Genomic DNA, 21,791 nt, shown 5'->3' with positions numbered 1-21,791 from the left:
ATAGCATTGGAGGATGAAAATGGGTGAAAAAAGTGTAAAAGCTAAAATTATAAAAAAAATAAAAGGCTTGCTCGCCATTGCAAAAGATGAAGCAAATGATGAAGAATGTCAGTCTGCATTCTTATTGGCACAAAAGTTGATGATTCAATATCATATTGATCAGTCTGAAGTAGCAGACGAGATGCCTGATACTATTTCACATCAGGCGGTTACTGTATATAAAAAACTGTTTTGGTGGGAAAAAGAACTCGCTGGAGTAATCTCAAGAAACTTTCGCGTAAAGCACTTTTATTCCTCTAAGTATGTGAATGAAGAGGATGGACAAAGAAAGAGTTGTATCAAGTTCTATGGGATGGGATCTGATATGGAACTTGCCAAGGAAATGTTCATTCTTGCGAATGATGCCATGATGTTTTTTTATAAAGATTTCATTGAATTATATAAAAAAGAATATGGAATATATAAAATTGCTGATGTGAAAAATAGTTATTTACAAGGTTTTATCTTTGGTCTTAATCAAGCGTTTGAAAAACAAAAAGCTCAATTTAAACAAATGAGCAATGAATTGATGATTCTAACTGAGATCCCTCAAGTGGTTGTCGAAGCATGGGAGGAATATTCTCAAGAGATGGGTGAGGTCTCTACAGACCTTCCTCCTATAGATGTGGTTGTTGCTTTTGAAGAAGGACGTAATCAAGCGTCAAAAACAGATTTAACTCTTCATAGAATTGCGTAAGAAAGGAAAAATAATTATGAGTATTCATGGAATATCTCCTGTAGGATATCAAAGACTTGATGGAAATGGGGAGCAGATGTGGCGGAAAGATGAGAGGGCCTTTTTGTATAAAGAACGTCCTAAAGGGTGGGCAGATGAGGTATATTCTCGTGAGTCAGTGATATTTTTATTGCGAAAATTTTTGGATTATACAGATGATTCGGTTCCAGAGCAGCAAGGAGGGTATGATTTTGAAAATGAACGATGGATGAGTGGTGATGAGATTATCAATCTGTTTATTAATGACTCAACTGGTGGAGAAAAGACAGCTAGCAGCGAAAAAATGGCACTCGAAGTAGCATTGTCAGCATTAAAAATCATAAAAACGCATCATAACTTGGACTGGTCCTTCTTTATCGACAACCATCTAGAAGAAATAGATTCTATCCTTGGAGGTAATAAATCTAATCAAAGCGAAGAGAAAGATTTAAGGAGAAGTTAATGTCAAAGAACAGAAGAATATTAAACTCCTTGCTATTTTCTGGACAGCAAGGAGTTGGTAATACGAAAATGGCACATGAAATTTATGACGAGAATAGAAAAATTTTTTTCAAAATGACTCGAGAATATATAGAAAAATTTCCAGAAGCAGAAAACAAAATGGAAGTTTTTGAAAAAAGTGAATTAACTGATCAGGATAAAATAGAGCAGTTTTTAATTTATGCTTACTGGTTTTTTGATGAAAACTACTCAATGACTTTGAGATTCTCACGAGATAAAGATGAAAGTCAATTCGAAAATACAATCGATGAACTTTGGTTTGAGACTAAATATCAATTTGATTTTTATTATAAATATCGAATTTATACAAAAAAGATATGCCGAATGTCCTATCAAGAATTTTCTGAGTTTGCTTCAAAAAATGAAAATCATAAGTTAGATTTTTTCAAAGTAAAGTGAACGATAAAATTCTTTAGTCAGAGGAATAGCTGTAAGTTGAGGATATGTTGTTCCATCTTTCTTGAATTGGTCAATAAAAGATAAAGCACCTTCGAAATATACGACCAATTCAGGCAACTTTTCCAAATTGTTTTTTGTACCAATATATTTTTTTATATTAATATTGCTAGGGATATGCTTAACATTAAATAAAAGTTTAATAAATGGTTTGTTAGTAAAAATAATTTTACATAAACCATTATTGTTTAACTTAATAATTTTAGCTTTTCCAAAGAAGATATGAAGTTCATCTAATGGAACATTGGAAGTGGTAATTTCATGAAAAAAACGAGAAAAACTTGATTGGGTTCGTGCACCAGTGAGCTGACTCACATCAAAGTTATCCCGTTTATCAAATGAAAGTCTTAGAGTGATAGGAGATAAATTATTGATTTTTTCATCGTAGTACATAGAAACAAATGAAGCAAGGTTACGATACCAAGTGGATTGTTCCATATGTTCCATCTCAGTAACTTGTGTTCGAATGCTTTTCGTTTTAGATTTATCATCGTTACCATCAGAAGCTGTAGAGTCAGAAGCGGTGGTAGAAGTGCCAGTAGTTGTTGAAAAAGATTTAGGATTTCCAAGCACAATCTCGGTACGTTTTTGTTGAGATTCAAATGCTTGTTCTACTTCTTTAGTGATAGCTTCTTTAATTTCTTTTGGAGAAGCATAATTGCAGCCAAAAACATGAGGATGTTCTTTTTTAAAGGTCGGATAAAAATAAGGCTCACGTTTATGAGTTCCTTCTTCCCAACAAGCACAGCTCATTGGAATTTTACATTTTGGGTCTAGACATTCAAATTTTGTTTTATCAGTAACAAGGGATTGATGTTGCCAAGATCGAACTTGAGCTTTATTGATTTCAAGTTTTCTTTCCAGACTAAAGGCGACTTCTGACATAAAATTTACCTCGGTTTTTTAAATAAATTATATCGTAATTGTAACGTAGATACAAATAGAGACGGAAAAACAGCTGGGCTTTGCCCAGACCCACTTGGGACAAGTAACATTACGAAATTGTAAATTTCTATGTTATTAGTCCAAGGAGCATAAGAGAAACAGTATATCCGCAGGCGTCTATACCTTGCAGTGCAAGGGTTTCTTGGATATACCAATAATTTCGGTATATCTGAACTTTCTCGTGCAAAGCACTATTAATAAAGCTGAATAAATCAGCATAGAAAAGAGAAATAAAAATGGAAAAAGAACTATGGCAGTTGAAAAATTTTCCAAAAGAAATAAAAAAAAGAATTCAAGAACAAGCAAAAAAAGAAAAAATCAATGCTAATGAAAAAGTGGCTGAGATTCTAAATGATTATCTTTTTGATTTAGAACTTGGACAAAATAAAAATTATTTTGATAACCGTTGGCAACAAGTGATCGATAGTTATAACGCAAGTACCAATGCTCAAAAAATTTTAGCAGAGGTGCAAATAGAAAACACGAAAGCTTTTGGAAAATCTTTTTCTACTCTAACAAAACAAGTGATTGAGTTAAAAGAAGAAGTTGAAATTCTAAGAGGGATGCAGCAAATGATGTTTGGTTATTCTCCTGAAGAGTCTTTAAAATTTGCGGAGTACTATAAAAAATATACAGGTCAAGCTCTAAAAAATACGGAAAATATTCAAGAAAATCGTGATGATCAAATTAAATTGTTTGAAAGAGAGGAGCATGAGGAATGGGAAAAACTTTATTATACAGGCGAAACGGAATTAGATTATGAGTCTTGGTTGTATAAAAATAATAGAAGAAGATATTTTTGATTTCAAAATAAGTAGCTTAGAATTTTAAAAAGCAAATTGGAAAAGAGTAGGTACTCAAATGAAAGAAAAGAAAAATGGTAAATTAATTTTTGGAATTGTGATAATCCTTATTCTGGCTTTACAGACTCCTGTACGGATGAGTGTGTATCATTTTTTCACTAAAAATGATGTTGCAACACAAGCTGGAGTGAAGCAAGGGACTCAGAAAAAAGTTAAACATGAGTCGACAAATTTCTTTGAAAAAATCCAAAAAGAAGTGGAGCATATTTTGGATAGTCTTAAAAATTCACAGGAAAAATAATCAAGAAGAGAGGACGTGCAAATGAAATCATTAGATTATTTTCATCAAGCAGAATCAGTATTGCTAGGCATTGGATTAGATTTAGATGATTTGGGAGAATATGATGATCGGACACAACGGTGGTTAGAAGCAGCTACAAATTTGAAAAATCCTAGAACAAAAACTTTTTATACTTCCAATGAAATAGAAATGATAGTTGTTGCTAGGATGTATTTCAAACAATTTCGTAAGCTTAGTGCATTCTATAATGAAGGAATCACTCGTGAGCGGAATCGAGGATTAGATGAAAAACATATGGAGCAAGAAAGAAAGCTAGCTGCACTTGGTTTTTCGATGCGTGAAATAGAAAAAATAATGCATATTGATAGAGGAACAATCAGGAGACATGGCTATTCCGAGTGGCAGAAAGTGGGAAAGATAAGAGATGAGAAATAAAAAAGTTGGTTCAGATTCTCCCGATATTATTGTGACTTTCAAATTTGAAACAGCAACATCAGTTGAAAAATTCGCACGCTACGTAGATTATAGTGATCGAGAGTCCGCAGTTTTAATTGATCATGTGGAAGAAGCTTTTGAAAATCATTTGGAAGTTTCAAGTGACTTTGAGAAAATGGTTAGCTATATGAAGCGGGACACTGCAGTTGTAAATAAAGACGATCGTCGTACAGGCCTATTTACTGAAATGAGCAATAATATTTCTGTGAATGAAATGGAAGAGTTAAAAGAAAAATTGAATGAAGCACAACTTCTTGGTAACAACTTATGGAATCCTGTGGTTTCTTTTGATGTGGCTTACATGATTAGAGTTGGTGTTTTGGAATATAATCCAGAACTTGAAGCAAGAATTGATCGGTTAGACAAAGTTTTCAAGGCAGCTGAAAAAGAGAAACCCAAAAACCCGAAGAAAATATATCAGGCAAAAAAAGCTTTGGAACTTGAGACAAAAAAACGTGTCGTGAATCAAGATAAACTAAAAGCAGCCATGCAAGAAAATATGGGCAAATTTTTAAAATCTGAAGGTTTTGATGAAAATACATTTTGGTGGGGAAGTGTACATCTTAATACAAAGCATATCCATGTACATTTTTCGTTTTCTGAAACAAAAACTAGCCGTAAAATTTTGGAAGTTCAAAAAGAAATTAATGGAAAAACTATTACAATCAAAGAACCTCGAGGCAAGCTCAAAGAAAAAAATATTACACGATTTAAAAGTAATCTTTTCTATTTTCTTGAAATTGATGAAGAAAAAGAGTTAAAAATTCTAAAAGAAGTTGAAGTAGGGAAACATCGCCATTTGATTTTGGATCAAGTTACAGATAGCTATGATTCTACACTATTGAACTTCTATTTAGAAGAAACGGTAAGACATTTTCCCAAAGAAGGAAAATTGAATTACTCTTCTAATAGAAAGGAATTTCGAGAATCCAAAGCATATTTGGCGGCATTTGTAGAAGAGTATATTCGAACGGTTGGCAAATCAGAATATGAAGCTTTTGCACGAGCTACTAGTGAACAACTGAAAGATTATCATAAAGTTTATTCTAAGGCGGAACAATTTGATTTAGAAAAACAAGTTGAAAAACGTCAGAAAACTTTGAAAATAGCATTGGCGAATCGTATGCTAAAAGAACTAAAAAAACATTCCTTGAATCATTCAGAAGCTATAACTTCAGATTTCTTAAATTCTAAAGAATTAGAACAAGTGGTTGAAGATTTGAAGAAAACTAAAATTTCATCAAAAGAACTTGGGAGGTACAAAGGATTAGTAGAAAAATCTTATGCGGAAGCAAAAGAGCAATATTTTAGGAAAAAAATTCGGGCATTGGATCAATTTGAGGACATGCAAAGCAATGTTGGCTTAAAAAACTTTTCTAAAAGAAAATTTGAACAACATATTCAGCTAGCACAACTCAAACAAATTTCGAGTAAGGATTTATCAGATTTTGAAAAAGAAAAGAAGAGACATTTAAAATCAGAAGTTGAAACAGCACGACAAGTTTCTATTGATCAATCCACGGATCAGCAGGTTGAGAAGAGATTACAAAAATTAGAAGAGGAGGAGTATCTGGTAAAAAATACCAGGGATAAAACTTTAATTCAATTTATTTATGATACAGACAGAAACCAAGTTCTTGCTTCTATAGAAAAAGAAAAGAAAATTTTACAAATAAAAAATAAAATTTATCATAATAATCTTGCAAAAAATAAAAAAGACAACATTCCTTTATTGCAAGAGCTGAAGAAGATTTATGGAGAAGAGGAAAGTGAAAAGCGTTTCAAAAATAAAATTAAGCAATTTTCAAAGAAAAAATTCAAATTAAAACGTACACAGAAGCATCGACAATTTTATAGAAAAAATAAAAAGTATATAAAAAAACGCCAGTTACCTGGATTTAAGAAGAAACGTTCATTTAAAAAGGTATTGAAAAATGGTCATGAAGCTTTTCAAAATATGATGTCACTCAATAATAATGAACTTAAGCGAGCTGAGCGGAAGAAACGACAGTCGGATGAAGAAGAGGAGATGGAAAGATAATCAATAAAGTCATTGAAGAATTTTCGAAGGTACTTATGTTTTGATATACAAAAAGATGAGTTTTTCACGGAAATAATTAACGGTTGGAAAGAACCCAAAAAATACAAAAATGAGCGTTAGAACAAGCATAATAATTAGAAAATAGAACTTGTAATGTACTCATCGAATATAAATTCTAGTCTTATTTTGTGGTTTTATGATTGACGAGGAAAGAAATCTTTGATTAATAAGGAGCAAAAAAACTTAGCATAGGAGCGAATCAGAACTATATTTATTGCGTTATACAAATCTACTCTGATAGTGTAAAGAATAACCTGGAGAATTTTAAACTGTAGGCATTGAACATTAATAGATTATTTCTGTATATTCTAAAGTAAGAAAGGGATTTCTAATGTGATAAAATAGGAGTATGTAGTATATTGAACAGTTGGGAGTATTTATATGATTGATAAGTTTTCGGATGTTAATTCAAAGTCTTTTGTTAATTATTATTGCCATGAATCGCTAGCCAAAATTAATATTTTCTTTGGTATGAATGGTAGTGGCAAAAGTGGTCTTACTCAATGGATTGAAAGTAAAGACCCAGTTAGTACTAGAGTATTTAGTACGGAATATGTTATTCAAAACATAAAGGTAGATGAGTTGGCAGGAATTAATGGTGTCAAAATCACTATTGGTGAACAAAAAGTTAATTTTGCTTTACAAGTTGAAGATATAGAGAGTGCTAATAAAAATATAGAACAAACTATTGTTGAGTTAGGTTCCCAACAAGAAGATTTGAAAGGTGAACTCTTCAATTTAATTGAAACCGAGTTAAAAAGAGCAAAAGAGAGTTTTAAAGGAATTCGTATAAATCAAAAAAATTACGCAAAAACTGATCCAATTTCAGCACTTAAATCTTGGAGGCAAGATATTAAGCCAAATTTAACATCATCAGCGAATACGTCACTGACAGAATTAAATGCAAAGAAAAGCTCTTTAACTAATGAGATATCAAATTTGACTTCTGTTTTGAGTAATAATATGACATTAGAGAGATTTGAGAAACTAAATCTGGCTTTATCTAAATCAGTTACAATTCCAGATGAAGAATTTACTTCTGAACTTTTGAGATGGCTTGAGGAAGGGGTAGAGCTACATAAGCTAGAACAAGAAGAGGAGAATCATGAGAAAACTTGTGAGTTTTGTGGTAACTCTTTTGATTCATCTTTTGTTAAATCTATTGTTGATAAAAAAATAAACACGGAATATTCTAAACTTATTCAAGCTATTGACAGATTTGAACAACAATTACCTCTGTCAGAGGTTTTAGTCAATATAAAAACAAAGTTGGATAAAAAAATTTTAGATCATTTCAATGATGCAATCAAAGTGATCAAAAAATTTTTAAGTGAGAAGCGTTCAAATCCAATGTTAAACATTTGCATTGATGAACAAACCTTGAATAATTTGTTTGCATTAGATATTGCAATTCAAGATAGAAAACGTGAACTTATAGATGAACTTGGGGAAGTGGAAAAAGACTTATCTAATCAAGAAAATTTAGCAAAACATCAAGTCGCTCAAAATTTACAAAATATCCCAAGAGTTTTGGAGTTAGAGACTTTGATTCCAAAATATGATACTCGAATAAACAAAGAAAAAGTAGCTGTATCCGATAATAAACAGCAAATAAGAACTTGGAGTGAGCAAACAGATGATTATGCTCCTTTTAAAGAGATTGTCAATCAAGAATTGGCACAGCTAGGACTTGAGTTTAAACTTCAACTTTTAGAATCTGGACAAGGATATAGAATTGAACATCTTAACACAGAAATTGATATGACGGTTGAAGATTTGAGTGAGGGAGAAAGAAGGTTGCTGGCTTTTATTCACTTTTACTATGATTTATTTGAAAATATTACCGAAAATTCAGGAAAACTTGATCCGATAATAGAAGCAATAGTAATTGATGATCCAATTACAAGTTTTGATGCGGACAATAGAATTCTTTTGATTGAACGAATTAATTCAGTGATTAAAAGAATAAATAATGAAAATATTCAAATTTTTATTTTCACTCATTCTTCATTTGATTTTCACAGTTTTGGATATAATGTTGGAAATAATAAAAAACGTTGGAGAATTAACAAAAATCTACAAGGTGAAAGTAAGATTACCCCTATATCTGAGGAAGAGCTCAAGAATTTCAGTGATTATTATAAATCAGCATTCTTAGAACTCGCTGATTTTGCTCTATTGACAAATTCAGAACTGTCAGAAAAATTGAATGCTTATCATTATGGTAATAAAATGCGAGTGGTTTTGGAGTCAAATGCTCGTTCAAATTATAATATTGAAAATGTAACGAGCAAAGTAGTGCCAACTTTGATTGAATATTATAAAGTTGACGAGGAACTCCAAGATAAATTTAGTGAAGCAGTCAATTTGATAAATTCGTTTTCTCATGGACGTTCTTATTATGATGAACACATAAATTTTGTAACCCCAAAAACGATGAGAAATGCTGTAAGGGTGATAATAAAAGTGCTCTTTAATAGAGATTCTTATCATGTTAGTTTAATAACTAATGATAAAATTAAAAAAAGAAATATTAAAGAGTGGAATTGATAATGGTATGTATAAGTGTATCGCTGGCAAGTTGTCCATCAATTTTATCTCCAATTCTCCAAGCAATCACTTTACGCGAAAATAAAGCGAGAATAGCACAGAGATAAACAAATTTCTTATGTCCATATTTATAGTATATATCCAAAGAAATAAGTTAAGAAAATGGATTTTAAAAATTGACAATGGCAGAAATGTTAGGGGCAATGAATTTAACGGAACTAATATTAGAGAACCATCAATTACTGACAGCTATCAAACAAGAAGAAAATTGGTTAGAAATAGCCGTAAATATTTCAGTTACCTCAGCTAAAGAAAAGTAAGTCAGTAAAAATGGCTTATTTTTTGTACACACGAAGATACACAATTATATGCACACAAAAACAGAAGTGAAGTGGGGGCATAGGGCAAGAAAATCAGATCCATAATATCCTTTTCTTAGACATTAAGAAAGGATTTTTTTATGCGGAAAATTGAACTTGGAGACAGCTTGTTGGGTTATCTTCCCAATTTAACTGAGAAACGTAAAGTGGTGGAACAGCGGCAGGTAAGTACGCTTGAAGATATTAAGGATTACTACTCTTGGTTTGAAGAAAAAACAGAACCTTCTCAAGCAATTTTTAAGGTAAAAGAACATGTGGTTCGTATGTTATTTACAGATGAATATAATTCTGAATCCATTTCTGATCCAAGGTTTGCCGTAAGTCAACGAGATTATAGCTTGAAAACGGGTGAACCTCTAACCAAGCCTAAAGCTGAGTATATTATCAACGGTAGAACTGTGATGAAAACGGAGTATGATTTTGGAAAATATCTCATTGAAAATTTTGACACTTTAGAAGAAATTCTGTATGTAGCTCAACAAGAAAATAAACAAATCCAAGCCATTGTTTCAGAAAAAGAAGAGAGACTCCAACTTGAAAATCAAAAACGTATAGAAATAGAGCTAGAAAAGCGAAAACAAGCTCAAAAAAATTATGAAATAGCGTTAAACAATTTGGAGACTCCAGATATTAAAAATATTCCAAACGAAAGTGAAAGAGAAAAAATGGTAGAAAAAAGAACACAAACTGAGATTCCAGAATTAACACCTCATTTTCGTGAAGATTACGCCAAATATAGTGAAGCTAAATTCAATGATAGTCCCACTTTAAAAAGAACTAATCCCGAAAAATATCGTGTCAACATAGAGGCAAATCGGTTAGCGTGGCTCATTTTAAATATTAAGCATTCAAAGACAGATTATGATGCGTTGAGTGAAGGAGAAAAGAAGGAATTTTATAAATCTATTCGGGGTGGAAATAATTATATTGAGAAGGGACTGCGAGGGGAACTATTTCCAGAAAAAAATATCAATGTGGTACCTATGTATCCAGAAGATAGGAAAAACTATCTAATAACACAAGCATCTGTGGATGAACTTGAAATGATTGCGAATGATGCACGGAGCTATGCAAGAGCTAATTTCAAAGACAATACTTTTGATATTTTTTATAATGCCTCGACAGGACAGATAGTCCGCTCTGCAACAGGAAAAGGTGAATATCTCAAAGTCGCTAGTATTTTTTCAAATGGGAGTTTTGAAATAACACCGTTATTTGAAAATCCAGAAAATTATAGGAGAGAAAAAAACAATATGGAAAAGCATACACAAGAAGTTGCGCAAGAAACTACACAAGACTTACCTAAAGATCCTATGGAGCTCTCTCAACATGCCCTTGATCTTGTTAAAAACTGGTCAAAAGACCCTAAATCCATGGCTGAATATTTAGAGTTTATGAGTAAGTTTCCTGATTTGAGTCCAAGAAACGTGGCTCTCATCCACTCACAGTGGCGTGGAGCAAATGCAGTCGCAACATTTGACCAATGGAATGGAAAAACAACAGATAGTCGAAAAAATATGGCAAAAGTTTTGGGAATTAAATCAAATGATGTAGAGGGAATTACCCGCACCATTACGGATAAAAAAACAGGCGAATCAAAAACTCTTAAAATGGATACTTTATCTGTTCGATCAGGTGAAAAATCTCAAATAACACTTATTGGAATCAATCAGCAGCGTTATTTTGAGAAAGAACGTAATGGAAAACTCCAACATCATTATGAGAAATATTGGACCGAAGAAGAAAAGCGGAAAGTAGACAATCATGAGGTTCAGGTTTCTACTTATAACAAGTTTTATGGATATAAAGTTTTTGAAATATCTCAAACCAACTTAAAACCTGAAGCAATGCCCAAAGTAATGCCTAATCGTCATATTAACTTTGAGCATGATGAAAAGTTAGCCAATAGCATAAAAACTGGCCTTGAGGTTTATGCAAAGTCACTGGAACAATCCGTACCTATTGAATGGACAAAGTCTGGAGAAGTTAACCGATTAGGGAATGCAGGTGGGGCATTTTATCCTGAAGCTAATAAGATTATTATGAATCATTTGAATACTCCAGGAGAAAATGTTGCAACTTTAATACACGAGCTGACCCACGCAACACTTCACCAGAAAGGCTCAACTCAAAAAAAATCAGAAGAGTATGCTAAACAAGAGTTAGAAGCTGAAATGACCGCATTTGTGGTTTCTAAGCACTATGGTATAGATACTCAAGAACGTTCCGTTCCTTACATTGCACAATGGACAAAAAACGCCAAGATTTTTGACGATGATAAGGAAATGAGTCAAAGTCTAGGAAAAATTCAACGAACAGCTGGAAAAATGATTAAAACGATTGATGCAAGTCTAGTTCCCGAGTTGAAAAAAGCTCAGAAGATGGAACAAGCCCATCAACGTGCTCAAAACAAGTCAGAAAATACGGTTCAGAAATCTAAGCCTGAAAAACAAGAGATTGGAAGATAGAAAATGAAAGAAAGTCAACCGCTATACAAAGAGCAAGTGAACAATTATGAAATTAGAGCAAAGGGAACACTTGAAAAGTTAAATAATCTCAAACTTCCAAATGGTGTCAATTTGGAGTCGGCACTTGAACCTATGGAGCTATACGTTGAGATTTCTGATTTGCAGTTCAAACTCGTGGATAGTAATGCCGAACAAACTTTATATCTAGGCAAGAATCCAGAAAAATTTTTAGAGACTTTGGGAAATCATCCCGCCTTCGAAGATTATTTTGAAGAATATCTTCCAGATAATAGTCTTAGCGAGTGGATTGAAAATCATCAAAAAAAATTTTTAGAAAAGGAAGCGACAAGGAATATGGAAAACGAAGTAAAAATTGATTTTATTGATACTCAAAAATTAGAACGTACGATGGAAGAAAATCAAGAAATTTTACAAAAACTCCAAGAAGAGTTAGGACTGTATGATCTCTTTGAAGTTCAAAGTTTTCAAGATAGTGAAAAAGGATTGGGTGTTCGGTTAAATCGGTTTATGGGTACAGAAAATAAGCCTATCACAGCCATTGAAATGGTTGGAAATGAGATTCATTATCCATATGATATTGAGAGGATGACAAATATAACCAAGGGTGAAGTCATTGAAAAAATGGCTCAATTAATAGCTGAAAAAGAGTATGTGACTGACAAGGAATTAAGATTTAATCAACAAACCAATCAAATAACGGGAGCCATTCAAGGGATTGATATTGGCGACGATGTGGAATATTCTCACGACAAGTGGATTAAGGAATTTGACTTGTCAATCTTGAGTGATCAGGAGCTTTCAGCACTAACCTATAATCAGTTAAACCAGCTGAAAAGTTCGGCTGAAGAGGTAAAAAGTTATTATTCAAGTCGTGACGAAGAGGAAAGCGATTATTTTACATGGAAAGCTTATTTTGAAGCTGGAAGTTTTTCTTTCTCTGAACTATCCAAAGAACTTCTCAATCGTAATGTGCTTACACCGACAATTCCTTTCATTACAGGTCGTGATGAATCAGAACTTTTGGAGTTGGATAAGATGTTGCGGCCCTTACAAGAGGAGTGTCGTGATGTAGTTAAAGAAAATAAAAAATTTCAAGCACCAGAATCGTCTGAAGCTAAATTTGAAGTATCTAAAGCACAGGTAGAAAATGCAATTGCTCAAGCCCAAGAAAGATTCAAAGCAGAAGTTTTGTCTCAAGGTGCTGAAAATATCTATGAAGCCTCAGATAAAATTACTTACGTTGAAGGTGCTCTGGGAGAGCTGGAGATTACTTTTGAAGGTTTTAATTATCAAGAGTATGAAAATCCAGAATACACTCAAGGCAAACAATTTGCAGCAATGATTGATTTGCAGGAAGCTGAAGGAATTAACCCTAGCTTATTCCAATTTGCTGCAGAGCAATCTTATTTTAAAACAGAGGGGCCTTATATTCCTGGTGAAGATTTAGATGCTTTCATGGACTATTTTGTTGAAGATTATCTTGAACTTGAACCTTATATTGAGAAAATAGACGGTAAAAGTTTAAGCGAAGAAGTAATTCGAGAAAAAGATGAAGTTTGGATTTATGATCCAAAAGACACTGAAGAAGGTGTACCTTGGACGAAACCTTGGCATGCTGGAAACGTAGGTGACAGAATAAAGGAACTTCAAAATATGATTTCAGAGGCTGGTTCAGATGGAATGATTGAACTGAATGAAGAAAAATCAATCAGTAAAGATCCTCTTGAGAAAGAACTTGAGATTATGGTTGATTACACTAAATCAGGAGATAAAGCAGTTCTCCCTAAAAAATTTTTTATTAATCCTAAGCCTGATGATTTCCAAAAAGCAAATATTAAGGAATTTGGTTTGAGACAAAAAGAAAATTTAGGTGAATTTATCAAAGGGTATCATACGGAACATCCAATATCTAAAAACAATAATGTGCACAAAACTGCACAAAAAATTGGTAGATGAATACATAAAAATGTGTGTATAAATTACACACATTTTGAAGAAATATAAAAAAACGAACCCGTAGGTTCGTAGGTGGTTGAAGCAATTATTTAATAAATTAGCGTGAGGAATATTGCTTCTTCAAACATCACAACACTGTAAAATTAGAAGAGTACCCAATTCTTCTAATTTCCTTAATTCTTATTTTATCAAGACTTGGAGAAAAAATCAAATGATTAACTATTTTACATTAACAGAAGAATACTTCAAATATTTACAAAAAAAGACAAATGGAGAAATTTTGTGGAATAAAAATGAAAAAAGACCCTATGGATTGATTATGGAAGTTGGGAAAATTGATTTTTATGTCCCTTTTACTCACGATTTGAGAATTAATCGCTTTCCGTTTTTAAAGGATGCAAGCTACCAAGTTCCTAGTGAACAATTGGGGTATAGTACTGCTGGTTTAGACTTTCAACATGCTATTCCAATTGTACAGTCTGACACTGAAGCGGGGTTTATTTTAGCAAACCAGTCTGTATTTCCAGATCAAAAATTTTTTGTTAAAAATAAAGAAACAGAAATCGTTAATAAGTTTTCAAAATATGTTAGAGATTATGAAAAATATATTTCTACACCGTTAAAAGATAAAGCAAAAGAGAATCTAGGGTTTAATCCCAAAATATATACTTATTCTACGTTACAATATTTTCATAAAGAACTTGGAATAGAGGCAAGCCAACAGTTAAAAAATACACAAGAGTTTACACACAAACCTACACAACAAATAAGTAAAAAACATGCAAATCATTCTGTTCAAATTACAGATAAAATGAAGCAACAAGCCAAGAATACAAGTATTCTGGATTATGTAAAATATTATGGTATCCCAGTAAGAAAAACATCGGGTTCAGAATATGAGCTGGTGGATCAAAAAAATGTGAAATTTGATATCAGAAAAAACCTTTTCAAAGACTATAACCCTTCAAGTGATGCTGGTGGAGATATAATTGATTTCGCAAAATATATTGATGGCGTTAATTTTCATCAAGCTATTCAAAAAAATGTGATGGTAGATGGCAGTGGATCGTTTGACTTTTCTAGTGTTCAATCTCAACCTTTTGTGATGCCACAAATCTTTGAAGAAGGGAGCCGTTTAAATGAGGTTATGGTTTATCTGGTTAATGAACGAAAACTTGAATCTTCCACAGTTAAGAAGGTTGCTGAGAGTGGTTTAATTAAGCAAACTAAAAACAAAGAGGTTGCTTTTATTTGGGCGGATGGATCTGAAGATGTTGGAATAACTCTTCAAGGCACAAAACCACTAGATTACCGCTCAGATATAAAAGAAACAGGTTTGGGTGATTTTATCAAAGAGTTCACGTGGAAAGTAGGAATTGGTACTAGAGGATTAGAACAGCCACTTGAAACAGGAAAAACAGAAACCAAAGCCTTAGCTGAAGAGGCTGCTCAAAAGTTTATCAAAGAGCAACGACTATATAAAAAGCAAATTTGGAGAAACTCAACAACAGGCCACGGTTTTAATTTTAGAAGTGGGCCAACAAATTTAGAAGTTCAAGGGAAAATGGTTTTTACTGAAGCCGCAATTGACGCACTTTCTTATTTTGAACTAAAGGGACACCAATTTAACAAAGATACCAGAGTTCAATATCAATCTCTGGAAGGATTAAAGGATAATATTCTTCATAAAAGTATGGAGAGATATGAAAAGCGGTATGGCAGAATGCCTGAAGAGATTATTTTGTCAGTCGATAACGATGAAGCAGGAGAATTATTTGTTAAAAAAGTAATGTCAGATAAGCGAATCAAAGAGTATCAAGAAAAAGGTGGTAAGGTTAAACGAGACAAGCCAAGTATTGGAAAAGATTGGAATGAGCAATTACAGTACGTAAAGTCTGAGAGTCGAGGGCACCAGCAAAATAAAGAAGTTCAAAGAAGTACTCAACTTTGAGTGCTTTTTGATTTAAATTTGGAAGTGAAGTGGGGGTGTGAAGCGAAAATTTTCATTAACATGCTACAATCATCAAAAATAAAATAAAGGAAGACGATATGATAAAAGTGATTGTAAAATCTATTTCACAAATTGATTTAGCTATCTTTTATGAAAGTGTTGATGGTAGTGTGAATTGTGTGGATCGATTAGAAACTTATGAAGCATGGGAGAGACAGGTACAAACCATCCTTCATTTGGGACGTATTCAAAAAACAGATGAACCTGTTTTAGAAATGGAAATAGGTGGCGAGTATGATTAAACGTTTAATTGTGGCAGAGAAAAATTCTCAGGCAAGTAGCTATGCTCAAGCTTTAGGAAAATTCAGCAAATCTGGAGCAAGTTACATTGTTTCAAAACTTAACTTACATATTGCACCAGCTGCAGGACATCTCCTTGATATTGTGAATGATATTGAACCAGCTTACAAAGAACCCTTACCCTATTTCCCAAAAGAAATATTGTATGGTTTTAAGCCACAAGGCGCAAAAAAGTCAGACCGTGATAATCATTTGAAGACTATTAAATTTTTATACAACAACCTAAAAAAAGAAATAGCGTGGGCGGATGAAATTATTATTGGAACAGATCCAGATCGTGAAGGGGAAAGCATTTTTTATACATTGCTTAATCAATTTCCAGAGTATCGAAAAAAGGTTAAATATCGCCTATGGGCGAACTCATTGACAAAAGATGGAATTCAAAAAGCTTATAATCATCTTCGACCCGCACATGAAACTTATAACTTTTTTGTAGAAGCTGATGCGAGACGTACTGCGGATTGGTTAGTAGGTGTGGCTAATCTCACACCACTTGTCAGAAGTGTTTTGAAAACCAAAGGACAACTTCAAGAAATCAAGAAAACAGCTAATAAAAAGGGCTATGAAAAATTATCAGTGGGACGTGTGAAGGCACCAATAATGAATTTAATTATTGAAAATGATAATAAAATTGCAGCGCATGTACCGAAAGATTTTTGGAAAATAGAAGTTCAAGATGAAAATGGTGTTATTTTTACCAATGAACAAGTATTTGGTGGAGATAAAAATTCTCTGTCTGAATCGGATGCAAAACAAGTGTTAGTAAGTCTATCTAAAAATGCAAAAGTGATAGATGTTATCAAAGAAGTTGAAGATAAAAAAGCTCCTTTTCTTTTTAATTTGACACAACTTCAAGCTTATATGAGTCAACATCATCATTTTTCTTCAGCACAAACACTCTCGGTGGCAGAAAGTTTGTATCAAAAGAAAGTGATGAGTTATCCAAGAACAGACAGCAAGCTCATCACAGAATATGAGTTTGCCTATTTGAAAGTAAATCTTAAAAAGTACCAGGAACTTTTAGGGAGAGATTTCTCTCCAGCTTACACAGAAGCACGAAAAAAATATGTGAATACAGATAAAGTAAAAGAGCACTATGCTTTGATTCCAACAGAAACGCTCCCCGTTTTATCAGAATTATCACATGATGAACGTTTGGTTTATGAAACAGTGACCACTCGTATGCTTATGATGTTTGAAAAAGATCAAAAATTAGCTGTTACAAAAGTTACTATTGACAATGGAAAAGAATTTTCTGTGTCTGGAACGGTTATCTTAGAAGAAGGATGGCACAGCATGGCTTTAAAATCTAAAAAAGAAAAAGAGCCACTCCCTAATTATGAGAAAGGACAAATTCTTAAGGTAGAAAACCGAATTAAAGCAGGAAAAACACAACCACCTGCAAGACTAACAGAAAGCACGATGTTGAAGACAGTGCTTGTCAAATATGGTATTGGTACGAGTGCCACACGTGCTTCTATACTTGCTGGGTTGGTGCGAGATGGGTTTGTGGAACTGGATAAGAAAACGGGGCAATATATACCCTTGGAAAAAGCAAGAAAAACAATTCGTGCCTTAGAAGAGCTAGGCAGTCAGTTTGCCAATCCAGAAAAAACATCGGAGTGGGAAATGACTTTAAAGCTCATTGGTGAAGGCAAACTTGAAGCTCACGATTTTTTAGAAGGTATTCGAGAAGAAATTAGAGAAACGGTGAAAGGGCAAGTAAAATAATGTACTATAAACAAGAATTAAAAGCAGCTTTAAAAAAACTAAAATCTAAAAATGATTTTACTTATCAGGCAGGTGTGAATGATGCACTAGACCTGTTGGATGAAATGGAAGAATTCATTGTGTTAGAGAATTCTACACAAGAACTTACACAAGAAAATACACAAAAAGATAAAGTGGAAACTTTTGAAGAAAAAGAGCGAGCGTCCTCTTCAATACTTCCACCTGATTTTTCTGAACTAAAACAATTGGCTCAAGAATTGATAGATGCTCCGATTCCAGAAAGTATTGACTTGGAGATACCAGATATTTCTAGCACTATTTCTGATGAAGAATTAATGTTTAATTCTAAGAGTAATGAAAAAACTCCTTCAATCAATGAACCTCCTACATTCAAAGGATGGTCAGAACCACAAGGCACAGAAGAGTCAGAAGCGACTAGTAAAACTGAAGAGATTATAAAAGAAAATTTCACTTTTGATAAAGCACAGGAAGTATCTGATTCTATTTCCAATATCATTGAGGCAGAGTTTACTGCTGAACCTCGATCTGTTATAGAGGAAACGCAGAAAGTTGACGTTACGGTGGATTCAGAGGAACAAGAAAAACTTAAAAAGGCACAACTTTTAGCAGAAGCAAGGGCACAAGCCTTGGCTGAAGCTGAAGAACTGGAAGAGGATGACGATGAGTGATACACCATTCTTAGACAAATACACAGAAAATCTAACAGAAAAAGTGTTACGAAAAATTGATAGCTTTAAGCTTGTTGGTCGTGATAAAGAAGTTGACGATGTTTTTGCAGCATTATCCTGCATGACAAAAAATAGTCCCATTTTAGTGGGTGATGCAGGGGTTGGAAAAACAGCGATTGCTGAAGGGATTGCGGCAAGAATTGTTCGTGGTGAAATTAATTCACAATTTTTGGATGTAGTTGTCCGAAATTTAGAACTTGCGACGCTGATGAGTGATGAAGGTGGCGGATTTATTATCAAATTCAAGAGTATCATTAAAGAATTGAAAGAAAATAAAGCAGATAATTTACTTTTCATTGATGAAATCCATACAATAATGGGAGCTGGACGTATTCAAGGTGCTCTTGATGCTGCAAATGTTATTAAGCCTGTCCTTTCTCGTGGGGAGATTCAGTTAATTGGTGCTACCACAGCAGATGAATTTCATGATTATATTGAAGAAGACGAAGCAATGGAGCGACGATTTCAGAAAATTATTGTCAATGAACCTAGTGCCGAAGAAACCGTAGAAATTTTAGAAGGAATTCGAGAAAAATACGAAAAATTTCATAATGTCAAAATCAAAAACTCTGCGATAAAAAGTAGCGTTTTACTTGCAGAACGTTATATTCCTGAATTGAACTTCCCTGATAAAGCTCTTGATCTTATTGATGGTGCTTGTGCTAGAGCAAGACTTAGAGGACAAAAAATAATTACTGAAAAAGCGATTGCTTTAATGATTCAAGGATTGAAAGGAATCCCTGTTACAACTATTTTAAAAGAGGAAAGTACACGCTTAGACGAAGTAGAAGATGTTTTAAAATTGCGTGTTAAAGGACAAAATCAAGCTGTTCGTGATGTGGCAAACGCAGTAACTATTGCAAGAGCAGGAATGCAGAATAACAATCGTCCCTTAGCTTCTTTCATGTTTTTAGGTCCGACAGGAGTAGGAAAGACAGAACTTGCTAAAGCACTTACAGAAGCTATGTTTGATGATGAACATAGTATGATCCGATTAGATATGAGTGAATATTCTCAGGAAGGCTCTTCTGAAAAAATGCTAGGTTCACGAAAAACAAAAGGAATATTGACGGAAGCAGTCAAAATGAAACCCTACTCTGTCATTTTACTTGATGAAATTGAGAAAGGAAATCGTGAAGTTCATGATTTACTACTTCAAATTTTGGATGATGGACGTTTGACAGACGGAAGAGGACGATTGATTTCTTTTAAGAACACAATTATTATCATGACCACTAACTCTGGAGCGGAGATGATAAAAAATAATGCGGAGATTATGGGAACAGAACTTTCTGAACGTGATCAAATGCAATTTTTACAACGCATCACAAATGCTTTGATGACAGATTTTCGTCCTGAATTTTTGAATCGTATTGGTGATAAAATTATTTTTAATATGCTGGATAAAGAAACGATACGTGAAATTGCAATTAAAAATATTGAAATTCTTCAGAAACGCATGAAAAAACAAAAAGCTTATCTCTTATATGATGATAAGTTGTTGGATTATCTTGTAGATAATGGCTCAGATAAAAGTAATGGGGCACGTCCAATTGAGCGATTTATTACCAAGAAATTGACGGCTGAGGTATCCAAAATTCTTCTAGAACATCGAGGAAACGAAGAAGCGCTTTTCATTACTGTTCGAGTCAAAGGAGAGGCGCCTTCACTGACAGAAGCCTTGGAACGACGAACATTAATATTTTCTGTAGAAAGTGAGCAACTTAAAAAGCAGAGAATATTGCAATATGGTTGCGACACAACAAAAACGTAAAATAAAGATATTTTACCTTATTGTCCTTGAAAATCACTTAAGATTAAGAGATAATGGTAGCATAAATGAAATATTAAAATAAAGGAATTGAACAATGAAGAAAGTATCACTTGTAGTATTGACTTTTGGAGCAATGATGGCATTAGCAGCTTGTGGAAATACCAATCAATTGAATGGAACGTATCAAAGAACTGGTGGATATACTGATATTGTGACATTTGATAAAGATAAAATGCTGATGAATGGAGGGGATCCAGATAAAAGTCAAAATCCTGACCCTGCTTGGACTGCCAACTATAAAATTGATAAGGATAAAATTAAGATTACAATGACTAATGGTTATGATAAAGGAAATACAAGAGAAAAAAGTTTTTCAAAAACAGATAATTCTATCACTATTGACGGGATTACATATACAAAGAAATAAATTGGGAGAAATTGGATGAAAGTTACAAAAAAACAAATTGGAATTACTGCAGCTATAGTCCTTGTTCTTGCGGGAGGTGGTGTAACAGTAGGTGTTGTGAACCACAATAATACTGTACAAGCCAAACAAGTTCAGGAACAAAAGGCTAGAGATGCTAAAATTAAAGCTGAGAAAGCGGTTGAAGCAACGGCGATAAAAGCTATAGAAACTGCTGAAAAGAATCCAACTGATCAAAATCTTAAAGCCGCAGATGAAGCGGTAGCTAAAGTAACAAATGAAAAAACAAAAGAAGGATTATTAAACAATATTGGAGCTATCAGAGCACGAGTGAAATTGGAAAATATGGCTAAATCAGCTGTATCAACTTTCCAATCAGATAATGGCAATGCCAAAAAACAAGAAAACGCTCAAACTGCTGTCAATAATCTGAGTTCTGAGAGCAAAGCGCTTAAAACAGATTTAAAAAATAAAATCAATGCAAGTGTGAAAGCAAGAGAGGCAGCAGTTACTAAAGCCAAAGCGGATCAAGCAGCGCAAGATAAAAAAGAAACTGATGCACAAACTCAAGCCACACAACAAGTACAAAAAGATAATACAGCACAAATTTCTGAGCCGCAAGTAACTCAAGGTTCGAAAGTTCCTGCACAAGATAATAACACTTACTACAGTCAATCACAGGCTGCAACAGGACAAGCAAGTGCACCAAATTACACTGCGCCAGCAGCGCAAACTCCAGCACAGTCAAATCCATCTAATAAAGGTGGTGGAAATGCACCTGCTGGTTGGCAATCTGGCACAGATGCTGATTCATTGGCAAAACAAGAAGAAGCAGCACAAAATGCGGGAACAGGAAATGCAAATAACAAACAACCAGGAGCTAAATGGTAAAAAGTCCTGAATGGAATAAAAGAATTAAAGCGGATATCAGTTATCCGTTTTTTATTTTGCAATTTTTGGAAGTGAAGTGGGGGGATAAAGCAAAATTTTTGAATACAAGATAAACTCAAACTAAGTTTTGAGATTCACCGCTCGAGAATGAATCTCATG

At 33.5% G+C, this 21,791-nt stretch carries 19 protein-coding genes and 1 pseudogene; 18 read left to right on the top strand and 2 right to left on the bottom strand.

The window, feature by feature from the left end; all coding sequences use genetic code 11:
- Positions 1 to 19 precede the first annotated feature (19 nt).
- Genes QJV49_RS04555 through QJV49_RS04545 form a run of 3 tightly spaced genes read left to right on the top strand, consistent with a single transcriptional unit; the run spans position 20 to position 1,675 of the window.
- Positions 20 to 736 (top strand): DUF2786 domain-containing protein, encoded by a 717-nt coding sequence (locus tag QJV49_RS04555; protein WP_225511812.1) that lies wholly within the window; start codon positions 20 to 22, stop codon positions 734 to 736.
- A 16-nt stretch (positions 737 to 752) separates the two neighbouring features.
- Positions 753 to 1,217 (top strand): hypothetical protein, encoded by a 465-nt coding sequence (locus tag QJV49_RS04550; RefSeq protein ID WP_021722604.1) that lies wholly within the window; start codon positions 753 to 755, stop codon positions 1,215 to 1,217.
- Positions 1,217 to 1,675, top strand: coding sequence for a hypothetical protein (locus tag QJV49_RS04545; RefSeq protein ID WP_021722605.1), 459 nt, complete (start codon positions 1,217 to 1,219; stop codon positions 1,673 to 1,675). The genes QJV49_RS04550 and QJV49_RS04545 overlap by 1 nt, the downstream gene beginning before the upstream one ends.
- Here QJV49_RS04545 and QJV49_RS04540 read toward each other — a convergent pair.
- The gene (locus QJV49_RS04540) at positions 1,652 to 2,617 is read right to left on the bottom strand and encodes a hypothetical protein (RefSeq protein ID WP_225511813.1); all 966 of its coding nucleotides are present in this window, start codon (positions 2,615 to 2,617) and stop codon (positions 1,652 to 1,654) included. The two genes, QJV49_RS04545 and QJV49_RS04540, sit on opposite strands and share 24 nt — an antisense overlap.
- 296 nt (positions 2,618 to 2,913) lie before the next feature.
- Here QJV49_RS04540 and QJV49_RS04535 point away from each other — a divergent pair, with 296 nt between their 5' ends.
- The 5 genes from QJV49_RS04535 to QJV49_RS04515 all read left to right on the top strand — a co-directional run bounded on the left by QJV49_RS04535 (position 2,914) and on the right by QJV49_RS04515 (position 8,927).
- Positions 2,914 to 3,480 carry a hypothetical protein gene (locus tag QJV49_RS04535; RefSeq protein ID WP_068872840.1) on the top strand — a complete coding sequence of 189 codons (567 nt, stop codon included), beginning with the start codon at positions 2,914 to 2,916 and terminating at the stop codon, positions 3,478 to 3,480.
- Between the two features lie 58 nt (positions 3,481 to 3,538).
- Positions 3,539 to 3,781, top strand: a complete 243-nt coding sequence (locus QJV49_RS04530) for a hypothetical protein (protein ID WP_225511815.1) — start codon at positions 3,539 to 3,541, stop codon at positions 3,779 to 3,781.
- Between the two features lie 21 nt (positions 3,782 to 3,802).
- The gene (locus QJV49_RS04525) at positions 3,803 to 4,216 is read left to right on the top strand and encodes a hypothetical protein (RefSeq protein WP_225511816.1); all 414 of its coding nucleotides are present in this window, start codon (positions 3,803 to 3,805) and stop codon (positions 4,214 to 4,216) included.
- Positions 4,206 to 6,317: a relaxase MobL gene (gene mobL, locus QJV49_RS04520; protein ID WP_225511817.1), complete on the top strand. Its 2,112-nt coding sequence runs from the start codon at positions 4,206 to 4,208 to the stop codon at positions 6,315 to 6,317. Before QJV49_RS04525 ends, mobL begins: the two co-directional genes overlap by 11 nt.
- Before the next feature lie 441 nt (positions 6,318 to 6,758).
- Positions 6,759 to 8,927 (top strand): AAA family ATPase, encoded by a 2,169-nt coding sequence (locus QJV49_RS04515; protein ID WP_225511820.1) that lies wholly within the window; start codon positions 6,759 to 6,761, stop codon positions 8,925 to 8,927.
- 13 nt (positions 8,928 to 8,940) lie between these two features.
- On the opposite strand, the pseudogene QJV49_RS13225 reads toward QJV49_RS04515, so the two are convergent.
- Positions 8,941 to 9,063, bottom strand: a pseudogene (locus QJV49_RS13225) (IS3 family transposase); the annotation flags it as partial.
- 46 nt (positions 9,064 to 9,109) lie between these two features.
- Here QJV49_RS13225 and QJV49_RS04510 point away from each other — a divergent pair.
- The 10 genes from QJV49_RS04510 (at position 9,110) to QJV49_RS04465 (ending at position 21,632) form a co-directional block, all read left to right on the top strand.
- Positions 9,110 to 9,247 carry a hypothetical protein gene (locus tag QJV49_RS04510; protein WP_155242627.1) on the top strand — a complete coding sequence of 46 codons (138 nt, stop codon included), beginning with the start codon at positions 9,110 to 9,112 and terminating at the stop codon, positions 9,245 to 9,247.
- A gap of 140 nt (positions 9,248 to 9,387) precedes the next feature.
- Positions 9,388 to 11,775: a zincin-like metallopeptidase domain-containing protein gene (locus QJV49_RS04505; protein ID WP_225511821.1), complete on the top strand. Its 2,388-nt coding sequence runs from the start codon at positions 9,388 to 9,390 to the stop codon at positions 11,773 to 11,775.
- A 3-nt stretch (positions 11,776 to 11,778) separates the two neighbouring features.
- On the top strand, positions 11,779 to 13,752 hold the full coding sequence (locus QJV49_RS04500; RefSeq protein ID WP_225511822.1) for a hypothetical protein: 1,974 nt from the start codon (positions 11,779 to 11,781) through the stop codon (positions 13,750 to 13,752).
- A gap of 211 nt (positions 13,753 to 13,963) precedes the next feature.
- Positions 13,964 to 15,703: a toprim domain-containing protein gene (locus QJV49_RS04495; protein WP_225511823.1), complete on the top strand. Its 1,740-nt coding sequence runs from the start codon at positions 13,964 to 13,966 to the stop codon at positions 15,701 to 15,703.
- 98 nt (positions 15,704 to 15,801) lie between these two features.
- Entirely contained in the window at positions 15,802 to 16,005 is a 204-nt protein-coding gene (locus QJV49_RS04490) for a hypothetical protein (RefSeq protein ID WP_021722618.1), read from the top strand.
- Positions 15,998 to 17,794 (top strand): type IA DNA topoisomerase, encoded by a 1,797-nt coding sequence (locus QJV49_RS04485; protein ID WP_225511824.1) that lies wholly within the window; start codon positions 15,998 to 16,000, stop codon positions 17,792 to 17,794. Before QJV49_RS04490 ends, QJV49_RS04485 begins: the two co-directional genes overlap by 8 nt.
- The gene (locus tag QJV49_RS04480) at positions 17,794 to 18,483 is read left to right on the top strand and encodes a hypothetical protein (protein WP_225511825.1); all 690 of its coding nucleotides are present in this window, start codon (positions 17,794 to 17,796) and stop codon (positions 18,481 to 18,483) included. Before QJV49_RS04485 ends, QJV49_RS04480 begins: the two co-directional genes overlap by 1 nt.
- Complete coding sequence (locus QJV49_RS04475; protein ID WP_225511826.1) at positions 18,476 to 20,317, top strand: AAA family ATPase; 1,842 nt, start codon at positions 18,476 to 18,478, stop codon at positions 20,315 to 20,317. The genes QJV49_RS04480 and QJV49_RS04475 overlap by 8 nt, the downstream gene beginning before the upstream one ends.
- Positions 20,318 to 20,411: 94 nt before the next feature.
- Positions 20,412 to 20,744, top strand: a complete 333-nt coding sequence (locus QJV49_RS04470) for a hypothetical protein (protein ID WP_021722622.1) — start codon at positions 20,412 to 20,414, stop codon at positions 20,742 to 20,744.
- A gap of 15 nt (positions 20,745 to 20,759) precedes the next feature.
- Entirely contained in the window at positions 20,760 to 21,632 is an 873-nt protein-coding gene (locus tag QJV49_RS04465) for a hypothetical protein (RefSeq protein WP_225511827.1), read from the top strand.
- The last annotated feature ends 159 nt before the right edge of the window (positions 21,633 to 21,791 follow it).

The sequence above is a fragment of the Lactococcus sp. NH2-7C genome (assembly GCF_029953655.1).
Lineage (GTDB): Bacteria > Bacillota > Bacilli > Lactobacillales > Streptococcaceae > Lactococcus > Lactococcus lactis.
Note: the sequence above shows the minus strand (reverse complement) of the source record. Positions and strands in the feature narration are given on the sequence as shown.